Source organism: Promicromonospora sp. NPDC050262, from assembly GCF_040655935.1.
Taxonomy (GTDB): Bacteria; Actinomycetota; Actinomycetes; order Actinomycetales; family Cellulomonadaceae; genus Promicromonospora.
The window spans coordinates 117,465-137,314 of sequence record NZ_JBFAKX010000004.1; the positions used below are offsets into that span (position 1 = coordinate 117,465).

Here is a 19,850-nt window from a genome sequence, read left to right on the forward strand (position 1 = left end):
CTCTCTGGGACCTACTTGCCGACCCGGGCGTCCAGCACCCGCGCGCCCTCCGCGATCGAGCCCGACAGCGACGGGTAGATCGTGAACGCGGAGGCCACGTTGTCCACGGTGAGCCGGTGCTGCACCGCCAGCGTGATCGGGAAGATCAGCTCGGACGCCCGCGGGGCCACGACCACGCCGCCGAGCACCACGCCGGCCTCGGGGTGCGCGAAGAGCTTCACGAACCCGTCCTTGACGCCGAGCATCTTGGCGCGCGGGTTGCGCGCGAGCGGCAGCGTGGTGGTGATGTAGCGGGAGTTCTGCGCGCGCAGCTTCTCCTCGCTGTAGCCGACGGTCGCGATCTCGGGCGCCGTGAAGATGTTGGACGCCACGGTGCGCAGCGCCAGCGGCTGGACGGCGTCGCCCAGGGCGTGCGCCATCGCGATGCGGCCCTGCATGGCGGCCACCGAGGCGAGCGGGAGCACGCCGGTGCAGTCGCCGGAGGCGTACACGCCGCGCACCGAGGTGCGCGAGACCCGGTCGACGACCACGTGCCCCGAGTCCGACAGGCGCACGCCCGCCTCCTCCAGCCCGATGCCCGACGTCGCCGGCACGCCGCCGACCGCCACGAGCACGTGCGAGCCGTGCACCACGCGCCCGTCGGACAGCGTCACCTCGACACCGGCGTCGGTACGCACCGCGGACGCCGCGCGCGAGCGGGACAGCACCGTCATGCCGCGGGAGCGGAACACGCCCTCCAGCAGCTCGGCCGCGTCCTCGTCCTCGCCCGGCAGCACGCGGTCGCGGCTGGAGACGAGCACGACGTCCGAGCCCAGCGCGTTGTACGCGCCCGCGAACTCGGCGCCCGTGACGCCCGAGCCGACCACGATCAGCCGCTCGGGGAGCTCCCGCAGGTTGTACACCTGCGTCCACGTGAGGATGCGCTCGCCGTCCGGCACCGCGGTGGGCAGCGTGCGCGGGGTGGCGCCGAGCGCGAGGAGCACGGAGTCCGCCTCCAGCACCTCGGTCGCGCCGTCCGCGAGCTCGGCGACCACGCGCGACGGGCCGTCCAGCCGCCCCTTGCCCGCGACGATCCGGATGCCCTCGCGCTCCAGGCGACCGCGGATGTCGGCGCTCTGCGCCCGCGCCAGCGCCAGCACGCGCTTGTTGACGGCCTGCAGATCCACGAAGTGCTTGCGCTTCTCCGCAGTCCCGGCCGCGGACGCCGCCGCCTGCACGCCCGCACCGCTCAGCGCGGGGGCGGCGTAGGCGGACACCACGGGGATGCCGCCGGTGGCCAGCGAGACGTCGACGTCGGACAGCGGGTCCACGACGTCGTCGGGCATGCGGATGCCGAGCTCGGGGGCCCGGTCGGCGATGGTCATCCACTCGGCGGTCGCGATGAGCGTCTTGGAGGGGACCACGTCGGTCAGGACCGCCGCACCGCCCAGCCCCTGCTGCTCCACGACCGTGACCTGTGCGCCCAGGCTGCGCGCCACGAGCGCCGCCTCGTAACCACCGGGGCCACCTCCCACGACGACGACACGGTGCGGGACTGCTGCGGGATCGAGGGGGGTCACGGGGTCCATTCTCGCATCGCCGGGAAGTACCCCGGATCCGCCGCGCTCGTGGGCGCGTGCCCGGGGGAAAGTGGCGATAACCTCGGACCATGAGTACGGAGCCAGATCTGGACGACCCGACGACCGACCCGTTCGACGTCGCTGCCGCCGCCGCTGAGTACATCGCCGCCAAGACCGGTGTGCCGGGACACGACATCGCCGTCGTGCTCGGGTCCGGGTGGGGCGGTGCGGCCGAGCTGATCGGCGACGTCGTCGCGGAGATCCCCACCGCGGAGATCCCCGGCTTCGTGCACCCCGCGGTCCAGGGCCACCGGTCCACCACCCGTTCGATCCGCGTCGAGCGGCCCGACGGCGCCGTCCGGCACGCGCTCGTCCTCGGCTCGCGCACGCACCTCTACGAGGGCCTCGGGCCCCGCCGCGTGGTGCACGGCGTCCGGACCGCCGCTGCTGCCGGCTGCGAGACGGTCATCCTCACCAACGGCTGCGGCAGCGTGCACATCGGCTGGCGTCCCGGCCAGCCGGTCCTCATCAAGGACCACCTGAACCTCACGGGGCAGACGCCGCTGGAGGGCGCCAAGTTCGCCGACATGACGGACGTGTACACGCCGCGCCTGCGCGACGTCGCGCGGACGGTCGACCCGGACCTGCCCGAGGGCGTGTACGCGCAGTTCCACGGCCCGCAGTACGAGACGCCGGCCGAGGTGAAGATGGCCTCCCTGATGGGCGCCGACCTGGTCGGCATGTCCACGGCGCTGGAGGCCATCGCCGCCCGGCACTGCCGGATGGACGTGCTCGGCATCTCCCTGGCCACCAACCTGGCCGCGGGGATCAGCCCCCACCCGCTCTCCCACGAGGAGGTGCTGGAGGCGGGCAAGGAGGCAGGGCCGCGCATCAGCGACCTGCTCGCGCGAGTGATCAAGCAGATCTGACGCCCGTGTCCACCGACCTGCCGACCGCCACCGGAACCCCTTCGGCGCCCGAGCTCGTCGCGCGCGCCGAGGCCTGGATGGCCGCCGACGTCGACGCGTCCGACATCGAGGAGCTGCGTAGCCTCGTCGCCCGGACCGGCGACGAGAACATGGGCCACCTGGCCGTCGCCGAGCTCGCCGACCGGTTCTCCGGCCCGCTCCAGTTCGGGACGGCGGGCCTGCGCGGCGCGATGGCGGCCGGGCCCAACCGCATGAACCGCGCCGTGGTGATCGCCGCCGCGGCGGGGCTCGGCGCGTTCCTCCGGGCGGAGGCCGCCGGCGTGCCGCCGCGCGTCGTGGTGGGCTACGACGCGCGCCACCGCTCCGCCGACTTCGCCCGGGACACCGCGGCCGTGCTGGTCGCGGCCGGGGCCGAGGTGCTGCTCATGCCCGCGCCCGGGCCTACCCCGGTGCTCGCGTTCGCGGTGCGCCACCTGGCCGCCGACGCCGGCGTCATGGTCACCGCGAGCCACAACCCCGCCGCCGACAACGGCTACAAGGTGTACCTGGGCGGACGGGTCGTCGCCGGGCCCGGGCAGGGCGCCCAGATCGTCCCGCCGTACGACGCCCGGATCGCCGGCGAGATCGCCCACGTGGGCGCCGCCAAGGACGTGCCCCGCGCCGGGTCCGGCTGGACCGTGCTCGGCCCGGAGATCACCGACGAGTACCACCGGGCGGTGGCCACGCTGCACGACGGCGAGCCGCGCACCAGGCTCCGCATCGTCACCACCTCGCTGCACGGCGTGGGCGGCGTCGCGATCGCCCGTGTGCTCGCGGAGGCGGGCTTCGACGACGTCGTGCCGGTGGAGGAGCAGGTCGCGCCCGACCCGGACTTCCCCACGGTCGCCTTCCCCAACCCGGAGGAGCCCGGCGCGATCGACATGGCGCTGGCCCTGGCGCAGGACGCCCACGCGAACCTCGTCATCGCCAACGACCCCGACGCCGACCGCTGCGCCGTCGCCGTGTTCGACCCCCAGTACGGCACGTACCAGGGCGCGGAGACGGCCGGGTCGCAGGGCTGGCGCATGCTGCACGGCGACGAGGTGGGCATGCTGCTGGGCTGGGACGCGGCCGAACGGGCCGTGCGCGCCGGTACCGGCGGCACCCTGGCCTGCTCGATCGTGTCGTCGCGGGCGCTGGCCGCCATCGCGAACCACCACGGCCTGCAGCACGCCACGACGCTCACCGGGTTCAAGTGGATCTCGCGCAGCCCGGGCCTCGTGTTCGGGTACGAGGAGGCCCTGGGCTACTGCGTGGACCCCGTGCACGTGCGGGACAAGGACGGGCTGTCCGCGGCGGTCGCCGTCGCCCAGCTGGCCAACCGGCTCGCGCACGAGGGCCGCACGCTCCTGGACCGGCTCGACGACGTCGCGCGGGCCTGCGGGCTGCACGTCACGGGTCAGGTGTCGGCGCGGTTCGAGGACCTCGCGCGGATCGAGACGACCATGACGTGGCTGCGCAACGCGCCGCCGTCGGAGCTGGCGGGCTCGCCCGTGAACTCCGTGCGGGACCTCGCCGAGGGCCTGAACGGCCTGCCGCCCACGGACGGCGTGGTGCTGCTCACCGTCGACGACACCCGGGTGATCGTGCGCCCCAGCGGTACCGAGCCCAAGATCAAGTGCTACATCGAGGTGGTCGCGCCGATCGACCCCGCGGCGTCCGCCGAGGAGCTGTCCACGGCGCGCGTGGCCGCGCGCCGGCGCCTCGCCCTGGTGCAGGCGGACCTCCGCTCGATCCTGGGCCTCTGAGGGGCCCGTAGGGGCTACTTCACCACGGCGGGCAGCACGTCCATGTCGGCCTCGTTGGCGGCCACGAAGTCCGGCAGCTCGTCCGCCGCCACAGCCTGCATGAGCGGGTCGAACGTCGCGCGGTCGAGCACCACGATCGACTGCCCGTCCGCGCTGCGCCCCGTGCCCGAGTAGGGGGCGGTCATGAACGTGATGTCCTTCGTCGAGATGTCCTGGGCGCTCTGGAACAGCTCCTGCATCCGGTCGAAGGTGAACCCCTCGTCCACGGCCACGGAGCTGGTGACGGCCCCGAGGAACGAGGCCATCTTCAGCGGGTCGCTCCGGTTGTTGTTGGCCTTGGCCACGATGGCCCGCATCCAGGCCTGCTGCCGCTGCACGCGGCCGAAGTCGCCGTTCGCCAGCGCGTGCCGCTCACGGGCGAAGGCGAGCGCCTCCTCGCCGGTCATGGCCTGGCGCACCGAGCCGCCCGCGCCGTCGGGCACGGTGATCTCCACGCCGTCCAGGGAGTCGGTCAACGTGGTGAAGGACTCGAAGTCGGTCACGGCGAAGTGGTCGATGCGCACACCGGTGAGGTCCTCGACGGTCTGGATCATGAGGCTCGGGCCGCCGTAGGAGAACGCGGCGTTGATCTTGGCCTCGCCGTGGCCGGGGATGGGCACCCAGGAGTCGCGCGGGATGGAGATGGCCGCGGCGCTCTGCCGGTCGGCCGACAGGTGCACGAGCATGATCGCGTCCGTGCGCTGGGCGCCGGCCTCCCAGGCCGACGGGTCGCCGGCGGAGATCCGGCTGTCGGAACCGAGCACCAGGATGTTCACGGGGGCGGTCGGGCCCTCCACGGGGGCCGCGCTGGGCCGGGTCGAGGGGTCGATGCCCTCGAACGCGTCGAGCCGCTCCACGTTGTCGTCGAGCGAGGCCCGGTAGCCGAACCAGGCGGCGGTCGCGCCGCCACCCACCAGCAGCAGTGCGCCGACGACGATTCCGGCCACGAATCCCGTGCCCCGCCGGCTGCGCCGCGCATGACGCAGGCCCCCGTCCACGGGGTTGGGTGCGGAGAGAAAGTCGTTCATTCGATCGGGTGCGGCCATGGCCGGTGATCTTAGTCGCGATTTCGACTACTACTCTTATGCGTGCACCGCAACCGGAGAAAGCGCTTGCGGGTGAATTCCGATACGCCTCGGCCAGCCGCCGAACAGAGAGGAGAGTCCGCGTGGTCGCACGCGCCAGACGCCCGCAGAACCGCGCGATTCTCCTCGTCACACACCACTACGCACCCGAGTCGGGAGCCCCGCAGAGGCGCTGGGGAGCCCTGGCAGGGCACCTGGTCCCGGCGGGTTATCCGGTGACGGTTCTGACGCCCCCGCCGCACTACCCCTCGGGAAAGATCACCCATTATTCACCCGCTTTCCTGCCGGGTTCGGTAACCACCGGCACCCATGGCGAGAAGATCATCCGGGTGAATTTCCGCGAGCATTCCCACGGGCTCGGTTCGCGCGTCGCGGACCAGGTCGTGGCCGCCGTCAGCTCGGTGCTGCGCGGGGTGCGCCCGTCCGCGGGACGGCCGGCCGTGGTGATCGCCACCGTCCCGGGCATCCCGAGCGTCGTGGCCGGCTGGGCCCTCGCGCGGTTGCACCGGGCCCGCCTCGTCGTGGAGATGCGCGACGCCTGGCCCGACCTGATCGAGCCCAGCGGCATCCTGCTGCGCCGGGGCCGCTCGGGCGACCTGCGCCGGGTGTTCCGCGACCTCGCGGCGCGCGTGGTGCACCGCACCGTCACCCGGCTGCAGGCCCGGGCGGATCTCGTGGTCACCACGACCGCCGCGTTCGCGGAGGTGCTGCGCTCACGCGGGGTCCGGAACGTCGCGGTGGTGCGCAACGGCACGGCGTTCGAGCCGGTCCGGGAGCACGCCCCCGTCACGCTCGGGGACCGCCCCCTGCGGGTCGTGTACGCGGGCACCGTGGGCCGGTCGCAGGGTCTGGACGTCGCGGTCCGCGCCGCCGCCCTGGTCCAGGAGCGCGGGTACGCGCTGGACCTGCGGATCGTGGGGCACGGCAACGAGCTGGAGCCGCTGCGCCGGCTGGCCGCCGAGCTCGGCGCTCCCGTGCGCGTGGAGCCGTCCGTGCCGTCCACCCAGGTGCGCGAGCTCTACGCCTGGGCCGACACCACGGTCGTCTCCCTGCGGGACTGGGCCCCGTTCGAGTGGACCGTCCCGTCCAAGCTGTACGAGGTCATGGCGTCCGGCGTCGTCGCGTCGGCGTGCCTCGCCGGCGAGGCGGCGAGCCTCGTCTCGGCGAACGGCGCGGGCGCCGTCGTGCGCCCCGGCGACGTCGAGGGCCTCGCCGACCTGTGGTGCGGCTGGCTGGCCGACGGCGTGGTGCCCGCCGCCTCCCCCGACGCCGCCGCGTGGGTCGCCGAGCACGCGAGCGACGAGGTGCTGGGCCACCGGTACGCGGAGCTGCTCGACGAGCTGCTCCCCCACCCGCTGCGGCCCGAGCCTGCCGAACGAGGGGCCCGGTTCTGATGGCACGACCGTTCCGGCGCGCGGGCGAGCTCGCGCGCAACCTGCGCTTCACCACGTCCTTCGTGGCCCGCACCGTGGTCGAGGACCCGCTGTGGCTCGCCGTCCAGGCCGCCCGGCGCGCTCCCGAGCGGGTGCGCAGCCCGCTGGTGGGCGCCCTGCGCCTCGCGCCGGCGCCGTCCGCGCGGCACGCCCTCGGAAGCATGCTCGCGGGCGACGCCACGGGCGCCGCCGGCGAGGCGGAGGCGCTGCTGGCACGCCCCACGGGCCGGAGCCGCCGGGTCGCGGCGGAGGTCGCGGTGGCGGTGGGCCGCCCCGAGCTGGTCGACGGCGTCGCCGCGGCGGGCCCCGCGCGCTACCGCGCGGCCTGGCTGCTGGGCGACGTCGAATCGATCGGGCCGGACGCGCCCGCCGGGCTGCGCGCGCAGGTGGCCGAGCTGCGCCCCGGTCCGCCGGAGGACCCCCGGGCCGCCGAGCCGGCGCGCGGCACCGCCACGCCGGACGCCGCCGCACCCGGCGGGTCCCGTCCCGTCACCGTGCTGCACCACCTGACCAACTCCCTGCCGCACACCCAGAGCGGCTACACGCTGCGCTCGCACGCGATCCTCGTGGCGCAGCGCGCGCACGGGCTCGCGGCGTCGGCGACGACGCGGCCCGGCTACCCGCTGACCATCGGCTCGCTCGCGGCGCGCGGGACGGACGTCGTCGACGGCGTCGCCTACCGCCGGCTCGTCCCGGCGCGCGCCGAGTCCGACGCCGCACGCCGCGCCGCGCAGGAGACGGACCTGCTGGTCGCGGCCGCACGCGAGGTCGGGGCGGACGTGCTGCACACCACCACGCCGTCGGCCGTCGGGTCGCTGGCCCGGGCGGCGGCACGGCGCGCCGGGATCCCGTGGGTCTACGAGGTCCGCGGGCTGCCGGAGGAGACCTGGGTGGCGGCGCACGGCACACCCGAGGCCCGGGCACGGGCAGCGGCGTCCCGCCGTCGGGCACTGATGCAGGCGAAGGAGACCGAGCTGGCGCTGGCCGCGGACGCGGTGGTGACGCTCAGCGGCACGATGCGCGACGCGCTCGTGGCGCGGGGCGTGCCCGCCGGGCGCATCACGGTGGTGCCGAACGCCGTGCCGGACGCGCTGCTCACCGCGCACCACCCCACGCCGGAGGCGGCGCGCGCGGCCCTCGGCCTGCCCGCCGGTCCCGCCATCGGGACCGTGAGCAGCCTGGTCGACTACGAGGGCCTGGAGACCGTGGTCCGCACGGTCGCGACGCTCCGCGCGCGGGGCCACGACGTGACGGGCCTGCTGGTCGGCGACGGCGTCTCGCGGCCCGGGCTGGCGCGGCTGGCGCGCGAGCTCGGCGTGGCCGACCACGTGGTGCTCCCGGGCCGGGTGCCGCCCGCCGTCGCCCTGACGTGGCTGGCCGCGCTCGACGTCGTGCTGGTGCCCCGGCGCGACCACGAGGTGACACGCCTGGTGACGCCGCTCAAGCCGGTCGAGGCCATGGCGGTGGGACGGCCGGTGGTGGCGAGCGCGCTGCCCGCGCTCGTCGAGGCGGTGGGGGGCGCGGGACTGCACGTCGACGCCGGCGACCTGGAGGGCTGGGCCGACGCCGTCGGCTCGCTCCTGGCCGACACCGGCCGGCGGGCCGAGCTGGTGGAGCTGGGCCACAGGGTGGCTACGGAGAGGACATGGGTGCGTAACGCGGAGACCTACCTGGGCGTCTACCGGCAGTGCCTGGGGGTGACGGCATGAGCGCGGGCCCCGAGACCGGGTCGTACGCGGCCCTGTTCGACGCCTCACCGACGACGACGAAGCTGGTCACGCTCGGCAACCTGTCGCGTGTGGGAGCGCGACCGCCGCTGGGGCAGTACGTGCGGCTCCTGTGGGAGCGCCGGCACTTCCTGTGGGCGGACGCGCGGGCGAAGGTCGCCAGCGGGACCCGGCAGAGCCTGCTGGGCAAGGCCTGGCTGGTGCTGAACCCGCTGATCGACGGGACGGTCTACTACCTGGTGTTCGGCGTGCTGATGAAGAGCTCGCATGGTATCGACAACTTCATCGGCTATCTGCTGATCGGCGTGTTCCTCTTCCAGTTCACCACGCAGTCGATCAACGGTGGCGCGCGGTCGGTGCAGACCGGAAAGAACCTGATCCGGGCGTTCACGTTCCCACGCGCGGCGCTGCCGATCTCGGTGGTGCTGCGCAACCTGCTCAACCTCGGGCCCACGCTGGTCACCCTGGCCGCACTGATCTATCTCACGGCGCCGGCCGAGCAGTACACCTGGCGCCTCGCGCTGGTACCCGCCGCCCTGGCGCTGCAGGTCATGTTCACCACGGGGCTCGCCCTCCTGGTGGCGCGGTGGGCTGCCGCCCTGCCGGACATCACCAACCTCATCGGCATGGTGATGCGCGTCTGGCTGTACGCCTCGGCGGTGTTCTTCTCGTTCGACAACCTCATCGACGACCCTGTCCAACGGAAGTGGCTCGAAGCGAACCCCATGTTCATCGTGCTGGACATCGTGCGGGACTGCGTCCTGTACGCCACGACGCCCGACCTGATGCGCTGGGTATGGCTCGGCGGCTGGAGCGTGGGGCTGCTCGTGGTCGGGTTCGTCGTCTTCTGGCGGGCGGAGGAGAGCTATGGCCGCTGACCTCGACTACCCGATGCCCCCGCCGCTCGGCCGGAACGGCCCGGCGTCGATGCCCGTGCCCGCCCAGGCGGCCCAGCAGCCACTCACCGGCGCCATCCCGATGTCAGTCCAGGCGCCGCCGCACACGGGCCAGCTCGCCGCCGTCGCGCCGCGGTCCGGGAGCACTCCCGTGCTGTGGCCCACGGTGGCCGTGCAGGGCCTGCGGATGTTCTACCGGACGCCGTCCACGGACACGACGCACGGCCGCCGCGCCAAGGTGAAGCGCGCCGTGCTCAACGTGCTGGGCCAGGAGCCCAAGGTGACGGTGCGCGCCCTCACGGACATCTCGTTCGTCGCGAACTCCGGCGAGCAGATCGGTCTCGTGGGGCAGAACGGCTCCGGCAAGAGCACCCTGCTGCGGATCATCGCGGGCCTGGAGAAGCCCACCAAGGGACAGGTGCTCGCCGAGAGCACGCCCGTGCTCATCGGCGTGAACGCCGCCCTGGTGCCCGACCTGCCCGGCGAGGAGAACGTGCGCCTCGGCTGCCTGGCCATGGGACTGTCCCCGGCCGAGGCCGAGGCCGCGATCCCGGACGTCATCGAGCTGGCCGGCCTGGGCAAGTCCATCTACCTGCCCATGCGCACCTACTCCTCGGGCATGGCGGCGCGCCTGCGCTTCGCCATCGCGACGGCGGCGCGCCCGCACATCCTGCTCATCGACGAGGCCCTGGCCACCGGCGACGCCGCGTTCAAGGAGCGCAGCGAGGCCCGGATGACCAGGCTCCGCGAGCAGGCGGGCACGGTGTTCCTGGTGAGCCACGCGGCGCAGACCATCGAGGAGTCCTGCACCCGCGCCATCTGGCTGCACCACGGCCGCCTGGTGCTCGACGGTGAGGCGCAGGACGTCGCCGTCCGCTACCGCAAGTGGGCGTGGGCCTTCGCGAAGGACCAGCCCGAGGAGGCCAGGCGGATCCTCGAGGAGGCGTTCGCTGAGCGCCGCGAGACGCAGGTTCGGATCGACGCGCCGGAACCGCCCAAGGGGCGGGTGCGGGAACGGCACGCGCGGCCGACCGGCAAGGAACTGAAGGCTCTGGAACGAGCCGCACGCACGAGAAGCACTGCTCAGGAGGACATGTGACCACCCGCCCGCTCATCATGACGGTCTACGGCACGCGGCCGGAGGCGATCAAGGTCGCCCCTGTGATCAAGGCGCTCGAGGCAAGCGAGGAGTTCGATTCGGTCACGGTCGTGACCGGGCAGCACCGCGAGATGCTGGACCAGGTGAACGAGATCTTCGGCATCGTGCCGGACCACGACCTCGACATCATGAGCCACGGCCAGACACTCGCCCAGATCTTCGCGCGCGTCATGGAGCGGCTCGACCCGATCCTCGCGGAGCTGAAGCCGGACGCCGTGGTCGTGCAGGGCGACACGTCGACGTCGACGGCCGCGGCCCTCGCGGCGTTCTACCGGCAGATCCCCGTGGTGCACCTGGAGGCGGGGCTGCGCAGCGGCGACATCATGTCGCCGTTCCCGGAGGAGGCGAACCGGAAGATCACGTCGCAGATCGCCTCGCTGCACCTCGCCCCGACCCTGCGCAGCCTGGCCAACCTGGTGGCGGAGGGCGTCCAGCTCGAGGACATCGCCGTGACCGGCAACACCGTCATCGACGCGCTGTACATGGCGGTGGAGCGCCGCACAGCCTTCACGGACCCCGCGGTCGAGCGCGTGGCGGCGTCGGAGCGCCGGCTCGTCCTGGTGACCACCCACCGGCGGGAGAACTGGGGCGACGCGATGGAGGGCGTCGGCCGCGCCCTGGCACGCATCGCCCGCCGCTTCCCCGACACCGAGATCGTGCTGCCGGTGCACCGCAACCCAGTGGTCCGCGAGGCGGTGCTGCCCCACCTGGACGGGCTCGCGAACGTCACGGTGACTGAACCGCTCGCGTACGGCGAGTTCACGCACCTGCTGTCACTGTCCACACTGGTGCTCACCGACTCGGGCGGGCTCCAGGAGGAGGCGCCCAGCCTCGGCAAGCCGGTGCTCGTCATGCGCGACAACACGGAGCGTCCGGAGGCGGTCGAGGCCGGCACCGCCCGGCTCATCGGCACCGACGAGGACCGCATCGTGGCCGAGGTGGCCCGGCTCCTGACCAGCGAGACCGCCTACGCCGCCATGGCCCAGTCGGTGAACCCGTACGGCGACGGCCAGAGCGCCGCCCGCACCATCGAGGCGACGGCACGGATGCTCACGCCCGTGCTGCCCGACCTGCTGCCCGACTTCGACCTGAGCGGGGAGCTGACCACAGCGAGCGCAGAGGGCGGGGCATGAGCGCCACCAGGGTCTTCGTCTACGGCTCGTGCGTGTCGCGGGACACGTTCAACGCCCTGCCACAGGACGGGTACGGGCTGGTCGACTACGTCGCGCGCCAGTCGATGATCTCGGCCGCCCGACCGCCGCTCGCGTACCCGCTGGACCTGTCCGTCATCTCCTCGCGGTTCCAGCAGCGCATGGTGCAGGGCGCCCTGAGCGGCAGCCTCTACGAGAGCCTCGGCCGCCATGCCGCGGACACGGACCTGGTCCTCGTCGACCTGACGGACGAGCGCGCCGGCGTCTTCGAGATGCCGGACGGCTCATACGTCACACGGTCGATCGAGCTGGACGGTGCCGGCCTGACGCCGCAGATCTCCGACGCGTCGACCCGCTACCTGCGATTCGGTACCGACGAGCACTTCGAGGTGTTCGGCTGGGCCGCCCAGACCTTGCGCGCGGAGCTCGACCGCCTGCAGCTGACCGAACGGACGCTCGTCCTGGCGCCGAACTGGGCCGAGTACACGGTCGACGGACAGTACAGCGGCGACAGCTACGGCTACACCCCGTCCGACGCGAACTACTTCCAGCAGCGCTATGTCGACCTGCTCGAGAACTATCTCGGCCTGCGGACCGTGCGACTGGCAGACACCAGGTCGGACACCGGTCATCAGTGGGGGCTCGCGCCCTTCCACTTCGCGGGGCCGGTCTACACGTACTTCGCTCAGGCGATAGCCCAGTTCGTTCCACCGCATGCGGGCCCGGCCTCCAGCGGAGCGCCACAGCAGGTCACGGCGCACCAGGCGCCTTCCAGCGCTGCAGCGCTCACGGCACCTCCAACCGTCGAGCTGATCCGGAGTGCCTCTGCCGAGGCCCCGACGGTGGTGCTCGTGAAGACGACGAGCCAGCACGCCAGCCTCGCCGCGCTCCTCGACGACATGGTCGCCAACGTCGGTGGTGGGAACCTGAACGTCGTCACCGTGACAGCTCAGGGACCCGCGCTCGATGCAGCCGGGGCGGAGTCGGCCGCAGCACAGCTCGCCCAGGTCACGGCCCGGACCGGGAAGGACCGTACCTATCTGACGGCCGGCGACGGTCTTGTGTGCGCCCTGCTCGTGGCAGCGGCCGACAGGGCCTCAGAGCTGGTCGTGGTCTACCCGGAGTTCCCCGAGTCGGTCACGGTGCCGGGCCTTAAGAAGGTCGACGTGCATGCTTTCGCCGAGGCGGAACATCTCACGGCCCGGCACACCGCGGAGCAGGTGGACCTGACCCTCAAGCTGCTCGGCACGGTCACCCGGACCGGCAGCTTCCTGCTGATGCACGACGGTGACGCGGTGCTCCGCCGAGCCATGGAGCGGATGCACACGACCCTGACCGACGCCCGACGGCACGCAAGGATCTGATGATGCGCATTCTGATGCCGGTGAGCCTGAACGGCGCCGACGGGGACATCCACGATCACTGCGAAGAGATCGCCGTCTCAGGCAGGAAACGCGATGCCGAGGTGGTCGTCGCCACCTCGTCGCAGCCGTACCTGGATCGCCTCGCCGCACGCGGGGTGGACGGGTTCCTCGTCGACTTCGCCGACCTTGAGGCCGCGAGCGAAGCCGCGGCACGGCGTGGCCCCTGGGACCTGGTGCACACCCATCCCTTTGCCGCGCGCAAGTTCGCCACCCGGTTCGCCGCCCAGCACGAGCTCCCCCTCGTCGCGACGTTCCATGGCCCCTACCTGGACGACATCGACACCTGGCACAACCAGGCCAACGCTCTCGTCGCGGTCACCGGTTCGGTCGCCGACCGTCTGCGGGGCGTGAGCGGCATCCCGGCCGACCGGGTGCACGTGGTCGAGAACCGCCTGCGCGCTGACGCGATGCCGCAGCAGCAGGCGAAGCACGATCCTCGGGCGCTGGTCCTGGCCGTGCACGCGAACCTGACCAAGGACTTCGACCCCGCCCTCGAGCTCCTCAACGAGTTCATCGAGCGCGCATCCGGTGAGCAGCGGTTCGGGTGGCGCATCGAGCTGGCTGGTTCGGGCGCCACCCGCCCCGACATCACGGCGCAGCTCGCCAAGGCCTGCCTGGCGCCAGGTGCCCCGGACGTCGTCGTCCACGGGCATCTGGACGCCACGGCCACCCGTGAGCTCTACGGCCGGGCGTATGCCGTGGTCGCCGCGGGTCGGGACGCGATCGACGCCATCGCCGTCGGCCTGCCCGCCGTCGTGGCACAGGGCACGGGCACCTACGCGCTGTCGCCCACGGGCGACACGTCGACCCTGCTCTACGGCACGGACGGCGCACGTGTCTCCGGGGCGGCCTTCCACGACCACTGCGTCGAGATCGCCACGGACGCCGAGGCACGCCAGCGGCACGCCGTGAGCGGGATGCGGCTGACCCGGTCGCGGTTCAACCCTCAGGCACTGGACCTCGCGCTGGCCGCGATCCACGAGCTGGCGGTCGCGGAGGGCCCCCGGAGCACGCCGCAGTTCCGCGTCGAACGGGCCCAGGGCGCTGTCCGCGTGATCTTCGCCGGTGACCCCCGCGGCAGCGAGTTCGCCTTCTACGTGATGCAGGGCTCCGAGCGGCTGCGTGCCGACTGGTACGGGGCCAACTACTGGCTTGACCTGCGCCAGGAGGAAGCGGCCGCCGCCACGGGGGTGCGCTGTTTCGTCAAGGACCGTCAGGGGTCGATCCAGCAGGTCATGGTCGACCTCACCCCGGGCTCGTGACCCCGCCTCAACCCACCACACCGCCCGGAGACGTCGTGCACGCTCACTCCCCCGTCGACCTCGCCCAGTGGAAGCGGCCGGTGCGCCGCTGGGAGAGCCTGGTTGCGTTCCTGGCCACGCCGGGCCATGACACCGGGCTGCACTCCATCTCGTTCCCGGACGGGACGCTGGACGTATCGTTCTACGGACGGCCGCTGGGCGAGGACGGTCCGGCCACGGTGCCGGTGATCTTCTCCGGCGCGACGAAGGAGCGCAACGGCGCACTCGGTCCGTACTTTTCCGGCCAAGGCATCAGCACCGAGCTGGGCACCGCTTCCATCAGCGTCGCCGACCCGACCATCAGCGACCATGGTGACCTCAAGCTCGCGTGGTACGCGGGCTGTTCGAGGTTTCACGCCGAGCGGGCCCTCCATGGCCTGCTCGCCGGCATCGTCGAACGTTACGACGTCGACCTGCTACTCATCGGCGGCAGCGGCGGTGGCTTCGCCGCGCTCAGCGCCGCCCACGCCGTCGGGAAGCGCGCACGGGCACTCGCGTGGAACCCTCAGACCGACCTGCTGGCGTACGAGGTCACGGCGGTCGCGGACTACGTCCGTAGCGCCTTTCCGGAGGCACGGACGAGTCGGCTCGACCCGGGCGACCCCCAGGAACGTGAGACGCTCCGCGCGTACTTCGAAGGGCGGGGCATCAGGACGCTGCTCGGTGACGCGGACGACCGATCGGCCACGCTGGTGCTGCAGAACACGGGCGACTGGCACCTGGAGCAGCATGCGAGGCCGTACGCCACCCGGCGGGAGATGACGGTCGAACAGGGCGTCCTGACCGACGGGGCCGGCGTCGTGGCCATCGGTGACTGGGGCGGCGGGCACTCCGCGCCGCCACGCGAGGTGACGCTGCTCGCCACCCGTGCGCTGCTCGCGGGTGCGACGCCGCAGGCCGCCTACGAGTCGGTGTCCACGACCTTCCCGCAGTTCTTCGGCGCGAGAATCGCGTCGTTGGGCGAGATCACGGGCGAGGACTTCGCTCTCTCGTCGACCCCCGACGGATACCGCATCGACTTCGTCCGGCCCCCGGCCGGCCTGACCTTCGCGTTCTACGTCAACAGCCCGGACGGGGTGCTCGAGAAGATCTGGTACACGCCGGAACCTGGCATCGAGCTCACCGGGACGACGGCACGGCGAGCCACCTCGGTCTCCTGCTTCGTCCGGAACGTGATCGTCGAGCAGGCGCGCTTCGAGGTGCCGGTGACCCGGTGACCTGCCGCCACCAGGTCACCGGGCCGGAGGTCACCGCGTGCTGCGCCGTGTCAACAGGGCGTTGAGGTCGACGGTCAGCCGATCGGCGAACCGTTCGAGGTCGTAGTTCTCCACCACGAATTCTCGCCCCTCCGCCACGCCCTCCACGTAGGTGTCCGCGTCGAGGTTCTTCTCGACGTACGACACCATCTCGTCGACCGAGCGGAAGACGAACCGGGGCGGATACACGTACTCGGCGCCCGGCCAGTCCAGGACCAGGCCCTGTCCACCCGCCGCGAAGCCCTCGGCCGGTGCGAGGTGGAAGCTCTCGTCCTCACTGGTCGACAGGACCCAGCCCGTAGTGGCGAGCTCCGAGCGCATGTCCGCCCAACCGTGGTAGGTGATGGCCGGAGCGAGCTCGTGCTGCTCGACGAAGCGATCGCACCGCTCGAAGTAGTCCCGCTCGGCGTCGTCCTTCCAGATCCAGTCGACCTCGTGCGCGGCCTTGCCGTACACGTGCAGGTGGAAGCGCTCGTCCGACGCCCGGAGGTCGGCGAGGACCTGGAGAGCGCGGAGCATTCCCTTGCGCTCCGGGACCGCACCCACGATGGCCAGACGGTAGACCCGTTCCGGGTCGTCGGCCACGGCGTACGAGTCCACGTCGACCCAGTTGGCCAGCAGCCGCGCCCTGGATCGTGGGATGGGGAAGACCTGCAGGAAGTCCTCCAGCGTCTTCACCGACACCGAGTAGAACCGGTCCACCCGGTCGAGCACCGGATCGAAGCCGAAGTTCCGCTCGAGCTCGAAGCGGTGGCCCCGAACGACGAGCACCTGTTCGGGTCGCACATGCCGCGCGTACCAGGTGGCGTTCCCGAGCAGCCAGTCGCAGAACACGATGTCTGCCCAAGCCAGCAGGCGCTCGGACCGCTTGGCGTCGTGCCGGTCGTGGCCCTCCCACTCGTCCACCATGGTGACGAAGTCGTCCCCGAGGCGGGGCAGAGCTCCCATGATGAACTTCAGGTCGTAGCCGGCGACAAGCAGTCTCGGCGTGATGACGTCGCAGAACGCCTCGTACGCGCCGTCCCTCGCCATCCGGTAGATCTCCTGGATGCGGGGCTTGAACGTGTCGGCGCCAAGCACGCCGTCGTACCTTCGCAGAAAGTCCTGCAGCCGCACGAACGTGTCTCGCGCGATGCTCCCGGACCGCCGTGTATAGAGCGCGACGAGTGCCTCGCGGACCCCGATCCGCCCGCGTCCCGCCAGATAGTCGATCCCGCGCTCGGCGAGCAGTCGCTGCACCGACGTCCAGACGTGCAAGTGGTTACGGAGGGCGGCGTCGTCATAAGCCTGCGTCGAGGAGCGCGCGTCCCGTAGCCGGCGGTCGTACACGTAGAGCGGCGCGTCCGAGTAGTGGACCGAGTCCGCCCGCAGCACGACCTCGGCGAGAAAGAGCGTGTCCTCGCCCATGCGGACGTCCGGATCCCACCGGATCTGGTGATCCGCCAGGAGCCGCCGACGGATGATGGCCGGAGGCGTGGTGCTCTGCTCGGCGAAGATGCGCTCGATCAGCTGGTCCCGGTCACCGTCCTCCGCAGCATCCGCAAGGCGGTTGCCGACGTAGGTCTCGCCCATGTCGTCGCGCACCAGCAAAGGACCTCGCACGAGATCGGACCCGTTGCGGACGGCGACGTCGAGCGCTACTGCGACACCGGCCGCCAGCAGCTCGTCGTCCGAGTCATGGAAGTAGACGAACTCCCCGCGCGCCGCGTCGACTCCCGCATTGCGTGGTGCCGACGGCGAGCCAGTGTTGTTGGGCAGCCGCACCACCCGCCAGCTCGGGCGTCCCGAGCTGAGGCGTTCGGCGACCTCGACCGTGGCGTCCGTCGAGCAGTCGTCGATCACGACGACCTCGTAGTCCACGCCATGTTCGTCCAGCTCCGACACAGAGGACAGGGCGGACCGGAGGGTCGCCTCCGCGTTGTACGCCGGAATGATGATCGAGAGCTGGACGTCCCTCGGGCCTGCGGCAGTTCTTGCTTCCATGTCTCCTCAGATGCGGTAGAGCCGCTCACGGACGGTGCCATCGAGCACCAGTCGCACGGCGGCGCCCTGCGGCAGCAGCACCGAGACCTCGTCGCCGACACCGCCGTAGTCGTAGTCACGCGTGCCGGCCAGCGCCACTCCGCCGTCGGCATATGCCAGGTGCAGCAGGCCACGGTCCAGGTCGGTCAGCGAGACCGGCCGACTGCCCAGCACGAGCGCCTGCCGGCTCCTCCCGCGCGCGAGCGCCGCCTCGACGAACGGCTCTGCGACCACCTGGACGTGATCTCCGGCGTAGCCGTAAAGCTCCTGGACCGTTGACGGGTCGACGGTGCGCGGCACCACGACGACCGTGCGGGCAACGTGGTCACCGAAGGACCTGCGGGTGTCGAGGACACTCTCGACGGTCTTGCGATCGCTCGCCGTGGCCAGGAGGTCGACCGAGCCGTCGTCGGGCTCGTACGAGATCCCCACCAGGTCGAGAACCTGTCGGAAGCGCCGGGCGTAGGTGTGGTCCTTGAGGACCAGGTCGAGGTTCTTCTCGCGCAGACGCAGGCGGTCGGCCGCGTCCATGTCGCGGACCCGGTCGGGCTCCCTGTCCGCGAAGATCACACCCTCGCCGAAGTACCGCTCCACGCCCGCGGAATAGTTGGAGACGACCAAGGTTCCAGACATGGCGAGCTCGAACACCCGACGCGCGAACATGGTCCGCGAGCGGGTCTCGGTGTTGAAGTTCAGCCCGAACTCGTACTTCTTGTACACCTGGGCAAGGTCGCTGTGCGGGACGGCCGCCCGGGTCAGACCCCGGTAGCGCTCAGGGTAGAAGTGATGCGGGTCGTCGCCACCGTGGTACCGGTCGTAGATGTCGAGGCGGAGTCCTTGTTCGAGGATCCGGTCGAAGACCAATGCCATCGCTGCGCTCCGCGCGACGTGATACGTGTACCAGCTACCGGCGAAGACGATGCTGCCCGGCTCGCGCTCGACCGCATCGGACGGGTTGTAGAGCCGTGGCTGAGCGGCGAAGGGAAGGCAGCCGACGCTGCGAGCGCCCCACTCGACCCGATAGCGGTCCACGCACGCCTCGTCGGTCGTCAGCACGTGGTCGAACTGCGTCGCTGTCCGGACGAAGTCGTGCCTGCGGTCGTAGTAGTGGCTCGGGTCCTCCTTGTTCCAGAAGACCGTCGGTATCCCGTTCGCCCGGCAGTGGGCGACGATCTCGAGCAGAGCCGTACGGTTCTCGTGCGCCCACGCGTTGGTTGCGTAGACCTTGCCGCGCCACTCCCGCTCCGGCGTCACGCCCGCCCAGGCTGACTCGCAGAACAACAGCTCGGGAGCGTGCTCCTCGAACTGTTCCCGCCATCGAGCGGGGTCGAGCGCCACCGCGTCGCACTCGTCACGGAAGGAGTTGAAGGTGAAGGTGTCGGCGATGAACGCCACCCGCACGTCCTGGGCCTCGCGTCGGCCCGCCGCCAGCGACTCCTGCCGCACCTCGACGCTGTTGACGAGCCGGTACGGGATGTTCCCGCCCGCCTTGCGCACCGTGAAGCGCACCGCTGCGGCCGAGTCGGGTACCACGAGGCTGGTCTTCCGGCGGAGTGCGCCAGGTACGTAGGGCAAGGTGGTCGTGGGCACCGGATGGCCGACCGGCTCGCCGTCGGCGCGGACGTACTGTGTGTCCACCTGCAGTGCCCGGGGGTTGGGGGCCGCCGACGGCGAACGCAGCGAGAACTCCGCCTCGAGCCGTCCGCCACCGCGCACGGGGACGGTGAACGTGGTCGGTTCGTCCGGCGAGATGGTCACCAGCGCGGTGGTCGCCGAGTCGTCGTCCACCCGCACGTGCCAGCTCTCGACGGCCAGCGGTGAACCACCTCGGCCCGTGCGGAGCTGTCGGACGGGGGCCGTTGGAGCGGCAGCCGCACCTCCCGGCTGCTTCGGCGGTACGGCAGGAACCGTACCCGCGGCCCGTGGCGTCGGAGAGGCCGCCTGCCGAGCGGTGACGCCGCGACTGCCGCTCTGGTCGGGGTGGCCGGCCTTCCGGGTCAGTGCACGGGTGGAGGCATGGATGGCGGCCAGGTGCACACGGACACTGCGATGCTGCACGTGGACCGCAGCTGCGAGCGCGAG

The 19,850-nt window shown here is 71.9% G+C and carries 14 protein-coding genes; 10 read left to right on the plus strand and 4 right to left on the minus strand.

All coding sequences use genetic code 11. From position 1 onward, the window contains the following. Positions 1-11: 11 nt before the first annotated feature. Positions 12-1,559, minus strand: a complete 1,548-nt coding sequence (locus tag AB0I29_RS07935; protein ID WP_285102797.1) for an NAD(P)H-quinone dehydrogenase — start codon at positions 1,557-1,559, stop codon at positions 12-14. Positions 1,560-1,648: 89 nt separating this feature from the next. Here AB0I29_RS07935 and AB0I29_RS07940 point away from each other — a divergent pair, with 89 nt between their 5' ends. Together AB0I29_RS07940 and AB0I29_RS07945 are read left to right on the plus strand one after the other, a co-directional pair. Continuing rightward, positions 1,649-2,488, plus strand: a complete 840-nt coding sequence (locus tag AB0I29_RS07940; RefSeq protein ID WP_285102795.1) for a purine-nucleoside phosphorylase — start codon at positions 1,649-1,651, stop codon at positions 2,486-2,488. 77 nt (positions 2,489-2,565) lie between these two features. Continuing rightward, a complete protein-coding gene (locus AB0I29_RS07945) occupies positions 2,566-4,275 on the plus strand; it encodes a phospho-sugar mutase (RefSeq protein WP_357480693.1) in 1,710 nt (569 codons plus the stop codon). A 14-nt stretch (positions 4,276-4,289) separates the two neighbouring features. Here the strand turns inward: AB0I29_RS07945 and AB0I29_RS07950 are convergent, their stop codons facing one another. Next, on the minus strand, positions 4,290-5,360 hold the full coding sequence (locus AB0I29_RS07950) for an LCP family protein (protein WP_357480116.1): 1,071 nt from the start codon (positions 5,358-5,360) through the stop codon (positions 4,290-4,292). 122 nt (positions 5,361-5,482) lie between these two features. Here AB0I29_RS07950 and AB0I29_RS07955 point away from each other — a divergent pair, with 122 nt between their 5' ends. Genes AB0I29_RS07955 through AB0I29_RS07990 form a run of 8 tightly spaced genes read left to right on the plus strand, consistent with a single transcriptional unit; the run spans position 5,483 to position 15,707 of the window. Beyond that, complete coding sequence (locus tag AB0I29_RS07955) at positions 5,483-6,793, plus strand: glycosyltransferase family 4 protein (RefSeq protein WP_357480119.1); 1,311 nt, start codon at positions 5,483-5,485, stop codon at positions 6,791-6,793. Continuing rightward, positions 6,793-8,541: a glycosyltransferase gene (locus AB0I29_RS07960; RefSeq protein ID WP_357480122.1), complete on the plus strand. Its 1,749-nt coding sequence runs from the start codon at positions 6,793-6,795 to the stop codon at positions 8,539-8,541. The genes AB0I29_RS07955 and AB0I29_RS07960 overlap by 1 nt, the downstream gene beginning before the upstream one ends. Beyond that, on the plus strand, positions 8,538-9,437 hold the full coding sequence (locus tag AB0I29_RS07965; RefSeq protein WP_285102788.1) for an ABC transporter permease: 900 nt from the start codon (positions 8,538-8,540) through the stop codon (positions 9,435-9,437). Before AB0I29_RS07960 ends, AB0I29_RS07965 begins: the two co-directional genes overlap by 4 nt. After that, positions 9,427-10,554: an ABC transporter ATP-binding protein gene (locus tag AB0I29_RS07970; protein ID WP_285102786.1), complete on the plus strand. Its 1,128-nt coding sequence runs from the start codon at positions 9,427-9,429 to the stop codon at positions 10,552-10,554. Before AB0I29_RS07965 ends, AB0I29_RS07970 begins: the two co-directional genes overlap by 11 nt. Positions 10,555-10,571: 17 nt before the next feature. Continuing rightward, the gene (wecB, locus tag AB0I29_RS07975; protein ID WP_285103159.1) at positions 10,572-11,747 is read left to right on the plus strand and encodes a UDP-N-acetylglucosamine 2-epimerase (non-hydrolyzing); all 1,176 of its coding nucleotides are present in this window, start codon (positions 10,572-10,574) and stop codon (positions 11,745-11,747) included. Beyond that, a complete protein-coding gene (locus AB0I29_RS07980) occupies positions 11,744-13,129 on the plus strand; it encodes a DUF6270 domain-containing protein (protein ID WP_285102784.1) in 1,386 nt (461 codons plus the stop codon). Before wecB ends, AB0I29_RS07980 begins: the two co-directional genes overlap by 4 nt. A gap of 2 nt (positions 13,130-13,131) precedes the next feature. Next, a complete protein-coding gene (locus AB0I29_RS07985; RefSeq protein WP_357480128.1) occupies positions 13,132-14,451 on the plus strand; it encodes a glycosyltransferase family 4 protein in 1,320 nt (439 codons plus the stop codon). A 35-nt stretch (positions 14,452-14,486) separates the two neighbouring features. Continuing rightward, complete coding sequence (locus tag AB0I29_RS07990) at positions 14,487-15,707, plus strand: hypothetical protein (protein ID WP_285102780.1); 1,221 nt, start codon at positions 14,487-14,489, stop codon at positions 15,705-15,707. 30 nt (positions 15,708-15,737) lie between these two features. On the opposite strand, the gene AB0I29_RS07995 is transcribed toward AB0I29_RS07990, so the two are convergent. Both AB0I29_RS07995 and AB0I29_RS08000 read right to left on the minus strand, forming a co-directional pair. Further along, positions 15,738-17,729: a glycosyltransferase gene (locus AB0I29_RS07995; protein WP_357480133.1), complete on the minus strand. Its 1,992-nt coding sequence runs from the start codon at positions 17,727-17,729 to the stop codon at positions 15,738-15,740. 6 nt (positions 17,730-17,735) lie between these two features. After that, the gene (locus AB0I29_RS08000) at positions 17,736-19,556 is read right to left on the minus strand and encodes a glycosyltransferase (protein ID WP_357480136.1); all 1,821 of its coding nucleotides are present in this window, start codon (positions 19,554-19,556) and stop codon (positions 17,736-17,738) included. Positions 19,557-19,850 lie beyond the last annotated feature (294 nt).